A 13203-nucleotide genomic window follows, 5' to 3' on the forward strand; every position below is an offset into this window, starting at 1 on the left:
GTCCCATTCTGCTGTAAGTGCCTGCCGTTTGCCGCATCAGTAGATAATTTCATCCTCGCCCTTGGACTTGGAGATCATGATCTCGCCCTTGGCTGCCAGGTCCTTGGCCTTGTTCACCATGCCGGTCTGCGCTTCGTCCACATCACGCAACCGCACGGGTCCGAGCGCATCCATATCGTCCTGCAGAAGCTTTGCGGCGCGCGACGACATGTTGCCGAAGAAGAATTCCCTTGCCGTATCCGTGGAGCCCTTGAGTGCAATGGCCAGGGCGTCCTTTTCGACGTGCCTGAGCAATGTCTGTGCACTGGCTGCGTCCAGCTTCAACAGATCGTCGAAGGTGAACATCAGGGTCTTGATGCGGTCGGCAGCTTCCCGGTTGTCCTCTTCCAGGGCTGCCAGGAAGCGGGCTTCGGTCTGCCGATCGAAATTGTTGAAGATCTCCGCCATCATCTCGTGGCTGTCGCGCCGCGAGGTGTTGGTGAGGTTCGACATGAATTCCACGCGCAGCGTCTGCTCCACCTTCTCCAGAACTTCCTTCTGGACGGCATCCATGCGCAGCATGCGGCTGACCACTTCCAGCGCCAGTTCCTCCGGCAGAATGCCCAGCACCCGTGCGGCGTGGTCGGAATTGATCTTCGACAGCACCACAGCGACCGTCTGCGGATATTCGTTCTTCAGATAGTTGGCGAGAACGTTCTCCTGCACGTTGGAGAGCTTCTCCCACATGTTACGCCCGGCCGGACCGCGGATTTCCTCCATGATGATGGAGACCTTCTCGCCCGGCAGGAAGCTGGCCAGCAGCCGCTCGGTCGCATCTACGTTCCCTGTCAGTGATCCCTTGGAACTGACGCGGCGCACGAAATCCTTGAACAGGTTCTCCAGCATGTTCGGCGTGACCGGACCGAGGTTGGCCATCGCGGCCGAAACCTGGCGCACCTCGATCTCGTCAAGCTTTGCCCAGATCGGCGCACCATGGGACTCGCCAAGCGCGAGAAGCAGAACGGCTGCCCGTTCCGCTCCTTTCAGCTCGCGCTCTTCTTCGTCCGCGCTGACCTGCAGCTGTTTCTGGAGTTGATCGCTCACCGTCAGGCCGCCTGTTCATCCAGCCAACCGCGAACGATGGTCACCGCTTCGGTCGGATGGTCCTTGATCATGTCGCCTACCTTGGCAATCGAGCTTGCCTGCATGGCCCCTTCCTGCTTGGCCTGTTCCAGCCATTCGATCACGAATTCGTCTTCAGCCGATTCTTCTTGTGGCACTTCCGTCTCCACTACCAGCGTCCCATCCGGACCGATCATCAGCTCCTGCGGTTGCTTTTCTTCCGGTGTCACGATGCGGCGTAGCAGCGGGCGAACCACGAAGAGCAGCAGCATCACGGCAATCAGGAACAGAACACCCAGCTCGGCAAAACGAATGATGTCGTTGCGGGTGAAATCAAACAGGCTGTCACTTTCAGCCAGCAGGTCGTCCTGCGGCGGCAGGGCGAACTGCAGGTTCACGACTTCCACAACGTCGCCCCGCTCGGCATCGAAACCGACTGCGGAGCGCACCAGAACAGCGATCCGGTCCAGGGTTTCCTGGGCGCGCGGTGTATAGGTGCTGCCGCCATTGCCGTCCGGCTGGTAGGTGCCGTCAACCAGCACCGCAACGGACAGACGCTTGATCTTGCCAGCTTCGACAACTTCGGTCCGGGTCGAGTGGGAAATCTCGTAGTTGACGATTTCCTCGGTAATGGACGACGTGTCGCGCTCTGCCTGCCCCTGACCAGCATCGGCGTTCGGAAGCTGGTTGGCAACAGTAACCTGCCCGTTCCGGGACACGGCGGAAGAAGCTTCTTCCTTGGACTGGGTCGAACGCACCACCTGTCCGTCCGGATCGAAGGTCTCGGTGGTCTCCGTCAGGCGATTATAGTCGACTTCCGCGTTGACGCGAACCCGTGCCCGTCCAGGGCCGACGACGGAGTTCAGAATTTCCTCGATCTGGTTGCGCAGCCGGCCTTCGACCTCGACAGTCCGCTCCTGCAGCGAATTCGTCATCAGACCGTCTTCGTCGTTGCCCGCGCCGGAAGCCAGCAGACGGCCGCTTTCGTCGACAATCGAGACACGGTCGGGCTCAAGTCCGTCAACCGCGGTGGCAACCAGATGCTGGACCGCGCGGATTTCGCCCGGGCCGAGGGCACCACGAACGTTCAGCACGATGGACGCGGACGGCGGACGGCGGTCTCTCTGGAACAGCTGGCGCTCCGGGATAACCAGGTGAACACGGGCGGCACGGATGCGGTCGAGGGAGCCGATCGTGCGCGACAGCTCGCCTTCCATGGCGCGCAGGTGATTGATGTTCTGAACGAAGCTGGTGGCGCCAAGAGTGTCTGAACGGTCGAAGATCTCGTAGCCGATAGAGCCGCCGGTCGGCAGGCCTTCAGCGGCAAGCTGCATCCGCAGGCGGGCGACCTGCTCGTTCGGAACAAGAATGGAGGCACCCTGACGGGCGATCTCGAATTGCACGCCCTGGCTTTCCAGCTGGGAAACGATCGATGCGGAATCCTCAAGGGTCAACTCATTGTAGAGTGTCGTCATCTGGGGTGCCGTCACCCGAAAGATGATGAAGGCGAAGACGCCGACTAGGATGGCGGCAACTGCCCCCATTGCAGCAATGCGTGCCGCCCCCAAGGTTCTGATGAATTCTACAAGTCCGTTCACGAATGCCCGCCCGCATTTGAAACATGCCCCTGCCGTTATTATTGGAGTCGGCTGGGCACGCCACACCTTCGATGGGCAAAATTTGCCGCCCAGGTGGTTAACAAGTGGTTAACAAAACCTTTCCAATAGGGGCGGATCGGCGGGTTTCCGCCATTTCGATTAATGCAAACTGCAACTGAGGTGGGGAAAAACTGCCTACCTCATTAATTTTTGGATAAGTTCCGTACGGACAGCAAGACAAATAAAAAGGCCGGCAGTGCCGACCTTTTGATTGCGCCCCACCGGCGCATTGCAGAAACCGTGTTCCGGGTCAATTTCGATATTGCTGGACCCGGGTCGCTCGAAGCCCGGCAAGACCGTGCTTTTCAATCGAGCTTTGCCAGGAGAGGAACTCCTCAACTGTCAGAGTGTATCTCTGGCACGCTTCTTCAAGGGACAACAAGCCACCGCGAACTGCGGCAACCACCTCTGCCTTGCGGCGGATGACCCACCGCTTTGTCGAAGTCGGAGGCAGGTCCGCAATGGTAAGCGGGCTCCCGTCCGGTCCGATGACATATTTTACACGCGAACGAATGTGTTCGGTCATTGTACTCTCACACTAACCATGACCAAGGCTGATTTGAGACTACAAGATGACGCTTAACAAACGCCTAAAGCAAAATTGTGTTTTTATTAACTATAAAATCTAAATTTAGTGAATGATATTTAGGATTTCGCAAAGATAAAGGGTCCAATTCTAAATAGTATTATATGAAATCGTTAACCATATTTACCTGACCGTGCAATTTGCAAGGCAATTCGATTAACCTGAAAATTGCATCCCTCCTCCGGCCACACTTCATTCTTGTTTTTTGTGCCGGCAAATGTCCCGCGGATTACCCTCAGTCCCTTGAAACATCGAGAAAACGCGAAAAACCGCCCCGGAGGCATCCGGAGCGGTTTTCAAAAAATGAGAATGTGTGGCTGATCAGGACGGTCGGGCGACCGACACCACGGAACTGACCGGAAACTCCTGGCTGCCAACCTTCAGCACCGCTTCGCCGCTGGACCAGTCCACGCTGTCGACGATGCCCGATACGGTCGTCTTGACGGTTTCCGGCCGGCTGGAGGCGTCCTTCACATTAAAGGAGATGGTGTAGAGCCCGTTCACGGCCTGCTGGCCGGAATCAGTCTGCCCGTTCCAGTAGAAGGTGCCGTCGCCTGCTGCCAGCTCGATGTCGCCGCTATAGACGATGGACCCGCTGGTGTTGCGGATCTCGAAGGTGCCAGTCGCATCTTCCGCCACATTATAGCTCCAGCTGGCCTGACTGCCCGACAGGGTCGTCGTGGAAGCATCAGCAGTCACTTCATTGCCGATATAGCTGACGTAACTCATGCTCTGGTTGCTCGTCAGCGAGGCAATGATTTCTTCAAGGTTCTGGTTCTGCTTGATGGCCTGCTCGACGCTCGAATACTGAACCAGCTGATTGGTGTATTCGGCCGAGTCCAGCGGATCCAGCGGATCCTGGTTCTGGATCTGCGTCGTCAGGATGCTCAGGAACAGTTCGTAATCGGCGATGAGGCCGGCCTGGCTGGTTGCCGAGCCGGTTTGCGACGATGCAGAGGAAGTTGGAGAAACGGTTGTCATTTTTTCACTCCTGAGGCAGCAACTCGCCCCGTTACACTTTCATGTCCAGGCCGCCGCGCTGTTCCGCGATGGTCATTCTGACAATGTCTTCAAGCATCGGATCGGCTTCCGCGGAAACCGTGCCTCCGCCACCATTCGAGGCCGGCTGATGTCCATCCCCTCCCTGTTCGGAGCCGAACTGCTGGCCGCCGTCCTGTCTCAGGGAGAATTGCAGGTTGTCTGAATCCGGGTTGAGCCCTGCCGCTTCCAGCGCCCGCTCCAGGCCGCGCTGATCACGCAGGAACATGTCCAGCGTCTCCGGCCGGTCGACACGCAGGTGGGCCTGGACCTTGCCGTCGTGAGAAACCTTCATCTCAACCTCGACCCGGCCGAGCTCCGGCGGGTCGAAACGCATCTGGAAACGGGTCTGACCATCCTTCAGATTGCGCGCAATCTCCGCGGCCACCTGGGTAGCCACCTGGCCGGACTGGCTCTGGCTGGGCGCCTGCAGGCTCTCGGTCCGCATTGCCCCTGCCAGATCGCCGCCGCGTACCGTTGCCGCACCGAACTCGCCGGAAATGCTGGTGTGCTGCAATTCAGCAGGCATATCCGCTTCGTCAGCCGCAATATTCGACAGCGCCGCAGCAGCGACAGGACCAGCCAGGGCCGCGCCACGCGGCTCAGGTCCCGTTTGCTCCGCGCCCTTGGCAGCAGGTCCGGCAGCAGCATCTTGCGTATTGCCTGCCCCCTGCGGACCGGAAGCTTCACCCGTGACCGGTTTGACGAGACCCGTACCTTCCTCGGCAACAGGCTCACCAGCCAGCAACTGTTCAGACGACACCGGCTGCGGCGTTGCCTGAACCGGCTGCTGAACAGGAACGGCACCCGCATTCACGGCGGCGGCAACCTGCGTGGTGGCCGCACTCATCGCGGTTCCTGCCTGTGCGCTCGCCTCACCCGTTTGCGTGTTCGCCGCTACCGGCTGGGCTGACGTCTCACCATCCACCACGGGTGCGGCAGGCACTGCAGGAACCTGCGCGCCTTCAGATGCCGCAACAGCCTTGGCGACTCCCGAGACAGACGCAGCAACAGTTCCGGCAGGCGTTGCCGCGGCAACCTGGAGACCAGGCGCTTCACCAGCCCCCTGCCCCGGCGCCTGACCGCCAACCACCGCGCCGGCCTGCATATTTGCCTGGACTGGCAACGTCACGGCCGGCTGCTGGCCGGCTGGCTGAGCGGCGGGCGTTACCGACGCCCGGAATTCTTTCGGCAGTTCGCTCTGCCAGCGGCGCTCTGTCGTGGCAGGCGCTGGCCGTGCAACTGCCGCCTGCGCCTCCGCCGCTGTAGCAGGTGCTGTCTGTCCGGCTGCTTCAGGCTGCGCGGCACCTGCCTCAACACCGTTCAGCGCGCCGGCAAAGTTCGGTGCCGTAGCCGGTGCAGAACCTCCGGAACCGGCACCAGCTCCTGCATCTGCCGCGGGAACAGGCGCAGCCCCGCTCGCGGCACCAGCGGCAGGCACTGCCGGAACGCTGCCTGCAAGACCTGCGCCTCCCGACAGAGCTGCACCGGGCGCGCCCGCATCGACAGAGGCAGGCGTGATAGCCGCGCCTTCGCCAGCAGGAGCCGGAACAACAGGTGCAACAGGAGCGACCGGCACAAATTCCGCAGCCAGGGCAACGTCGGCGGTTTGCGCTGCCTCATCACCTTCAGAGGGAAGCAGACCCTGATCCGCATCACCGGGTTGCCCCGCGTTGAGCGGCGGAGTGCCGGCCACGATATCACCGGAAAGAAGAGGATCGGTAACCGGGACCGTCGGATCCACCGCAACGGCGGATGCAAGCTCGCCTGTCACCACGGAGGTCTGGATCTGCGCGGCAACCGGCCCCGACTTCACCGGATCGACCGCCCGGCCGGTCTTGGTGGAAACCACGGCACTGACTTGACCCTTGTCTTGCCCTGCGCCCTTCGCGGCGCCCTGCCCCGAGATCGAGCTCAGCTCGTCGGCAAATCCGTTTGCCTTGCCCCCAACAGAGGAAGCAGCCGCACCTGCAGAAGCCTGCCCGCCAGCAAGTGCGCTGCCCGCACCTGCTGCCAGCGCCCCGGCAGAAACATCCGTTGTCAGTCCAAATGGCAGCACGCTTGCCCCCAGATCCCGGCCCGCACCGGCGGGCATATTTCGTCACCGGAATAGAAAGCAAACATCGGGCCAAACGTTAAACCCTGTCAGACCCCTTGATTTTACTCACCTTTTTCAAAGACGACGCGAAACTGCCTCGGGTTTCGGGCGGCAAGCTTTGCCGGTCAGGCAAAGCGTGCCTGCCATGCGGGGGAAGCAATTGGCAGCCGCTCTCCTTATCTGTATAGTGCCGCCAACTTTGAATAGGGCCCTTGATCGCCGCCCGCCCGGCAGGGCGTGGAAGGCTCGGGACGGACAACCGCCCCGCCTGCGCGATCGGCCAAAAACTTCTGGAAGTACACTGGATGCGAAACAGTCTGGATCTGCCCGGCCGCCCGGAAGACACTCGCGTTGTCGTCGCCATGTCCGGCGGGGTCGACAGCTCGGTCGTGGCCGCCCTGATGAAGGCCGAAGGCTACGACGTCATCGGCGTCACCCTGCAGCTTTATGATCATGGCGCCGCCGTCAGCAAGGCGAAGTCCTGCTGCGCGGGCGTCGACATTCATGATGCCCGCCGCGCGGCCGAAACCATCGGCATTCCCCATTACGTGCTGGATTATGAAAGCCGGTTCAAGGAACAGGTCATGGACCGTTTCGCCGACAGCTACATCGCCGGCGAAACCCCTATCCCTTGCGTGTCCTGCAACCAGACGGTCAAGTTCACCGATCTCCTGAAGACCGCGAAGGATCTTGGCGCCGATGCACTGGCAACCGGCCACTATGTCCGCTCCGCCCAGCAGGGCAACAAGCGCGCGCTTTTCCGCCCGGCCGATCTTGACCGCGACCAGAGCTATTTCCTGTTCGCCACCACGCAGGACCAGCTCGATTTCATCCGCTTTCCGCTTGGCGGCATGCCCAAGTCGAAGGTGCGTGAGCTTGCAGCCGAATTCGGCCTGACCGTCGCCAACAAGCCGGACAGCCAGGACATCTGCTTCGTGCCCAACGGCGATTATGCCGAGGTCATCCGCAAGCTGCGCCCCAATGCGGCCGAACCGGGCCAGATCGTCCATATGGACGGCCGTGTGCTGGGTGAGCATGACGGCATCATCCACTACACCATCGGCCAGCGCCGCGGCCTTGGCGTTGCCACGGGGGACCCGCTCTATGTGGTGCGCCTCGACCCGGACGAGCGCCGTGTCGTCGTCGGCCCGCGTGAGGCACTGGCGACCCGCACCATCCTGCTGCGCGAAATGAACTGGATCGGCGATCAGCCGCTGGACGAAGGCGACGAGATCGAGCTCTTCGCCAAGGTCCGCTCCACCCGCCCGCCGGCACCGGCAACCTTGCGCATCCTGAACGGCAAGGCGTTCGTGGATCTTGCCAACGGCGAAACCGGCGTCGCCCCGGGCCAGGCCTGCGTCTTCTTTGATACGGATGACGAAACAGCCCGTGTTCTAGGCGGTGGCTGGATCCACAAGACCGAACGCACGGGCGACTGGGCGATCGATTTTCCACAGGTCAAAGCCCCGGTTTCCGCGGCCTGAGGCCAGACAAAAAACTTTGCGGCCGGACGCCAATTCAACGCTTGACGCCCGCCCGCCGCCTCACTATAAGCACCCCACGTCGCGCGGGCCACCTAGGCCCGGATCGCACGGGATGGCGGAGTAGCTCAGCCGGTTAGAGCAGCGGAATCATAATCCGCGTGTCGGGGGTTCGAGTCCCTCCTCCGCTACCAACATCTTGCAACGAGATCTTCGTACCGTAGTCGCAACATGATCGCAGGCTAACTCTGCTTGCGGCCCGCAAGAGCGCGAAAGCAATTTCTCAGCTACTTGTGGTCAGGCATCGCAGCCAACAGTTTGGTTTCAGCGCCCGCCGAATTGATCACACCCCATTTTTTCACCAGGGGCCACAAACGTCTTAGGTGGGACTGTCAGGAAGCAGGCTGCTCGTGACAGATGATCCGAGCGAAACAGTCATTCATCTGTCCCGGCGGCGCAGGCGATTTCGGCCCAAAGCTGACCTGGGTGGGTTTAGCAGTGCACGGCAGGATCGAGTCCAAAAGCCGTCCACACGGCCTGGGTTCTCATCGTTGGAACGTTCACGCAGTTCATATCGACGTTATGTTGCCCATGCAGGGCGGTTAGCGCCTTCTGCCGTTCATTCACATCGAAAATCATGTACGTCTCATCCCTCACTTTGCGACCATATGTGGATCACTTCGTGATCCCAATGCCGCCTGTGGGCTTCTCGTCCTTAAGTAACTGTTTCGGATGGGCCTTGTCGGCGATTGCCATGAGCTGATCAAGGGTCAATGCATCCGCGGATTCCTCTTTGAGGACGATCGTCGCCTCAATTGCTCGCAATTCCCCAGCTCCGGATTGATCTTGCAGTTCGCCGGGCAGTTGAACGAATGCCGCTTCTGTTCCCGTCATCTGAATGCAATCGTTCCCAGCGGCACAGGATTGGCCAGGAACGAGATAGCCCCAGCGCGGACCGAAAGCGTAGACTGCGTAAAATAGAAGTTTGGCTTTCGGTTTTTGTAAACCGCTGGCGAGCATTGCATCATAGAAAACGCGATGTGTTTCTTTCCAGGTTCGAACATGTCGATCACAATACCAGTCGTGGATCACCGCGGCGCGGATGTAACTGTCTTCCCATGGAGACCCCACGAAAGGTTGCAGCAGCGGCGGGATCGATGCCCCGTCCGTCTTGGTTGCCTTGTTGGTCTGCCAGCCCACGCCCTTGGCATCGATGTAGCCGAAATCTGCCTCGAGCAGCTTGTGGTTGGGATCGTCTGGAATATCAACCAACCCGAATTTGCCGGTGAAGCAATTTCGATCGCTGGCACCCTGGCAAAACGGCGCCGCGGAAGCGCTAGCGCTGCCTAGCCATAGGCCCAATGCGATGGTGGATGTCGCGAGTAGAATTTTCATGGCCCCGCCCTTCCTTCTAATTGCTAGACTAGCAATTCCGCAGCGACGATCAACGGGAAGGTGTTTATGGAATACGAACAGCTAGGTGTGGACGCTGTGCTTTTTGGCTCATACGGAATTCCAGAATCCTTCCAGGTTGCACTTAGTGCACATGCAGCTATTAATTGCATATGGATCAGCGCTGCGACATCTGCACAAGAGGCGTTGAAGGGGCCCGCTGGGATAATCGGACCTTACCGAAAATGGTCCTCACGATCGCTGGAAGCCGAAGCGACTTGTTTTACCATCACAGTTCTGGATCGGAATGACCCAGCCTACGAAATCCCGCTTCAGAAAGCTCGCCGATGGCTGGCAGAGGCTCGTCTCGGTGACATCTATCGAGAAGAGATGGTGCTCGACGGCCGGAATAAAAATAGGAGCGATTACTGAAACAGGCATACCTAACCGAAGCAGTGGTGGATGCCTATTATGAAGCTATGAGGTTTACCACGTTTCGGAAAACAAACGGCGTTAACCGCGAGCGTTTTGGTGTCGTCGAAGGCTCGGAGTGGACTTGCCGCGATACAGCGTCCCGATCATGATCTTGCCATAGCTTGGTCACCACTCTCGGCCCCTACAGAACTTTCATGTTGCCAACTCGTCATGTCCGCTTCGCGGTCGCCATTTGTACGTTGCCCCTTTAGCAAGCAGGTCGCCAAAGCCGACTGAGTTATTTCAGCAGATTGGAGAGAAACACTTCAGAAGTCCCAGATTACTCCACCAATCAGTGATCGGCATTAATTTTATCGGCCAAATCGTCAGCGAGGCTATCCATCTCACTCTCCGGAATTATCTCCGGGTCAAGAGGTGCATCGTGTAGGAATTCCAGTGCTCGTTTATACGCGGGCAACATGTTTTTATCCGATGGCGCTCCAACTAGGAAGTACGTCTTAAAGTCTTCGGTGCTTTTGGAAAGTCCGACCATCGTTCCGACCCATCGAGCAGCTTTGTCCTGAACTCCTTCTTCAGTTGTCAAATCGAACGACAGTGGTTGAATGCAATGCCACTTTCCGTTCTTCCAAGCGTGCTCGAACTCAACTTCGTTGCGTGACGAACGAATTACTTTCTTTTGGAATATTCCGTCGATTTTTCGTTCCAACAATTTGTCGCGAAAAGGCTTCCAAATGTCTCCATCTGCTCGGCGATGGACGGATTCCTCATCGTATTGGCCAATAAAGCGTTGATGGAGATCGTCCAGCGTTTTCTGAGGGTTTGTCGTCACGCCAGAGCCTAGTTCACTCCAAACAAGAGAACTGTCATCGACGGCAATAACTTTGTGACCGAATGAGAGCGCGTTCATACTTTTTGACAAAAGATCGGCCGTCTCACGGTGTTTGCCAAGGTTCATGAACGCGCGGTCGATTTGTCGAATATCGTGACGAAGTGTTGGACCGCTAGCGGTTGGAAAAACTTTCGTGATCCGGCTGAGCGCCCTCTTGAACTTAGACCCGAGATAACCGCTTTTCGGTGCGTAGAGAATTATTCCAATATTGATCTGCTCTCCAGCAACTGCATCATGTCGATATCTCAAAATCGCATATGTATAAGGCTCTCTTATCATGACAGCACTCTCTCGATCTCTCCTATGCAACGGTCGATCTGATCCCTGATCTGTTTAATATGCTCCAAAGCCTCGCTTAGGAAAGGACGAACCTCCTCCCATTCGTCGGGTAGTGCCGCGTCATATTGCGCTAACCTGACATCTGACAAGCCTTCCCATCGGGCTCTTGTCGGCGCAAAATCAAGGTCGTTTCTTCCGGCAAGTTGGCGCGCAAAAATGTGCTCGCTGTCCTCACCGAAGTTGCACATCATCTGTAGGTTGCCCGGCGACCATGGTTCACAACGAGGGAACAGCTTCATCCGAAAACGAAATGCGCTTTCGTGATCAATGAGCCGCCAATCTTCATTTCTTACGAGCATGTTCGAATTTCTCGGATTGCGGTCACTGTTACCAATAAAGCCGTCGAACGCCAGCACCGATATCGCTTGATCAATTTGATTTACTGATAACCGATCAGACTGAAGCCATCGTCTCCATTGCACCCCAGCGTGTTGGGAACCGAACGCAACTGGGCATGAATTCTCGAGGCGTTGCCGCAGCGAAGGTTCGGTCACGGCTTCGAGAAAGTCCCTTTCAATTCTCACAAAATAAGGTTCGCATACCGGCAATCCCAGATCAGCAGCCAAAAGTGAGCCCAGCATTTCGTTTGCAAGGCCCTCTATACTGCATTCAGGACCAACCGAAACTTTCAACACGACATCGTGTTCAGCTTCGTCATCGACTAATACCCCTACTCGGAGTGGTTCCGTTCTTCCAACTTCCGTCGAACGGTCGAAGCGGCTCAAAACTGCTTCTCGGATCACGATGCCCCCCGCGTTATATCATTTGCATACGCTGCCGTATTCGACACCTCGGCGACCGATAATGTGACGGGAAAGTAAAATTATGTCCAACGTTGGGTTTAGTCTCATATGTCGGAGATTGAAAACATGGTTGAAGGGAAGTGGCGTTTAATTTCCGCAATCTTGCCATGCATTGCACTAATATTTGAAGAAACCAAATGTCGACTCAGGTTCGAGATCAACCGGCACCTGATCCGTGTGAATGCCTGTATTTGCAGGATGGAGTAAGCAAGCTGCAATTCTGCAAGCGATCCCATTTCGGTCATTCGTGCGATCCGCAGCAAAAGACCAATCCCCGCCCAACCTTTGAATTTGCTGCACTTCAAATGAATGTCTGCTCTCGGACGTAAGCTTCAACGTGGTGCCCGACCTATATGGGAGCGCAAAACGGGCGTTGATTGAGACTACTGCTATGGCGGCTATGGGCCGAGATTGGCCCTGCTTGGTAAGTCTTGACTAATGGGACACGGATTTGAACCGGTTGACCGGAGAGGCCTTTCCCGCGACTTCAAAGCTGTCGGATTCGCATAATGTGCAATATGGAATAACGCTGTTTGCCGGATTGAACAGTATTCGAAGCGGCTGATTAAAACCACTCTTCTTAGGGGCGTGGAGGCCAACTTCGGGCGCCGTTTGACTGGTCCTGCTCATTATATGAATGCTGGCTTCATTGATTCAGTAAGACATATACAACATACGAGTGTTAAGAATCCTCGTCGCAATCAAACTTATTCAAGAGCCAATGTCTAACCCAGAAGAAAAATCATCGCGACCAATCGAGGTTGCTCACTCGAAACCGCTCATGACAACAAGATTGGGGCGCTTCGTTGATCGGCTGGGTTATTCGGATTTGATACTAGCGCTTGCTCTTTACATCACTCTCACAGCAGTTTTTTTCTACTATTCGCCTTTTGGCGGTGGCTTTTCCACCTCGCAAAATATGAAACATTTAGCGTTTTCTGATGCGTTGTACTTTTCCGTGGTTACGTTTTCATCGCTTGGTTATGGCGACTACGTACCTTTGGGAGTGAATAGAATTCTGGCAGGAATATCCGTTTTTGTAGGATTAGCATTTTTTGCGGTGGCAATTGGAAAGATATCATCTGAAAGAACGCAGGCAACACTAACACTTATTCACAGTAGCGATGTTCAACGGCGTTTAGATCATTTTCGCGCAGAGATCAGTCGAATTAGCAAACGCATTCGAATTCACTCTGAACAATATTCTTCAGTGGATCCCAAAGACCTAAAGGAGGCAATAGAGGATGGGTTTCGCATATTTGCGAATTTCAGAAACTACATTATCTTCAATATAAATCAGTCAAATTCGATCATTCATGGGAACGAAGCTGTGGTGGCATCAGTGATGCGTGAAAGCGTAGATCGTAAGCGCGAATTTCTCGG

At 56.9% G+C, this 13203-nt stretch carries 10 protein-coding genes and 1 tRNA gene; 3 read left to right on the forward strand and 8 right to left on the reverse strand.

The window, feature by feature from the left end:
- Positions 1–36 precede the first annotated feature (36 nt).
- From fliG to Q666_RS60915, 5 genes are all read right to left on the reverse strand, one after another.
- Positions 37–1083 (reverse strand): flagellar motor switch protein FliG, encoded by a 1047-nt coding sequence (fliG, locus tag Q666_RS60895; protein ID WP_022998155.1) that lies wholly within the window; start codon positions 1081–1083, stop codon positions 37–39.
- 2 nt (positions 1084–1085) lie between these two features.
- Positions 1086–2699, reverse strand: coding sequence for a flagellar basal-body MS-ring/collar protein FliF (gene fliF / locus Q666_RS60900; protein WP_031268276.1), 1614 nt, complete (start codon positions 2697–2699; stop codon positions 1086–1088).
- A 310-nt stretch (positions 2700–3009) separates the two neighbouring features.
- Entirely contained in the window at positions 3010–3285 is a 276-nt protein-coding gene (locus Q666_RS60905; RefSeq protein WP_022998157.1) for a DUF1153 domain-containing protein, read from the reverse strand.
- Between the two features lie 381 nt (positions 3286–3666).
- Positions 3667–4326, reverse strand: coding sequence for a flagellar hook capping FlgD N-terminal domain-containing protein (locus Q666_RS60910; RefSeq protein ID WP_022998158.1), 660 nt, complete (start codon positions 4324–4326; stop codon positions 3667–3669).
- A gap of 31 nt (positions 4327–4357) precedes the next feature.
- On the reverse strand, positions 4358–6478 hold the full coding sequence (locus tag Q666_RS60915) for a flagellar hook-length control protein FliK (protein ID WP_022998159.1): 2121 nt from the start codon (positions 6476–6478) through the stop codon (positions 4358–4360).
- 308 nt (positions 6479–6786) lie between these two features.
- Between Q666_RS60915 and mnmA the strand changes: the two genes are divergently transcribed.
- Complete coding sequence (mnmA, locus tag Q666_RS60920; RefSeq protein ID WP_035909942.1) at positions 6787–7965, forward strand: tRNA 2-thiouridine(34) synthase MnmA; 1179 nt, start codon at positions 6787–6789, stop codon at positions 7963–7965.
- A 114-nt stretch (positions 7966–8079) separates the two neighbouring features.
- Positions 8080–8156, forward strand: a tRNA-Met gene (locus Q666_RS60925).
- Positions 8157–8637: 481 nt separating this feature from the next.
- Here the strand turns inward: Q666_RS60925 and Q666_RS60930 are convergent.
- The 3 genes from Q666_RS60930 to Q666_RS66120 form a co-directional block, all read right to left on the reverse strand.
- Entirely contained in the window at positions 8638–9357 is a 720-nt protein-coding gene (locus tag Q666_RS60930) for a DUF1353 domain-containing protein (protein WP_035909872.1), read from the reverse strand.
- 763 nt (positions 9358–10120) lie between these two features.
- Entirely contained in the window at positions 10121–10957 is an 837-nt protein-coding gene (locus Q666_RS60940; RefSeq protein ID WP_022998164.1) for a DUF3037 domain-containing protein, read from the reverse strand.
- A complete protein-coding gene (locus Q666_RS66120) occupies positions 10954–11760 on the reverse strand; it encodes a HipA family kinase (RefSeq protein WP_152533458.1) in 807 nt (268 codons plus the stop codon). The genes Q666_RS60940 and Q666_RS66120 overlap by 4 nt, the downstream gene beginning before the upstream one ends.
- 841 nt (positions 11761–12601) lie before the next feature.
- Here Q666_RS66120 and Q666_RS65775 point away from each other — a divergent pair.
- The coding region (locus tag Q666_RS65775) for a potassium channel family protein (protein ID WP_161633191.1) at positions 12602–13203 on the forward strand (602 nt) is incomplete at its 3' end.

Origin of the sequence: Labrenzia sp. C1B70, from assembly GCF_000475395.1 — a bacterium.
GTDB lineage: Bacteria > Pseudomonadota > Alphaproteobacteria > Rhizobiales > Stappiaceae > Roseibium > Roseibium algicola.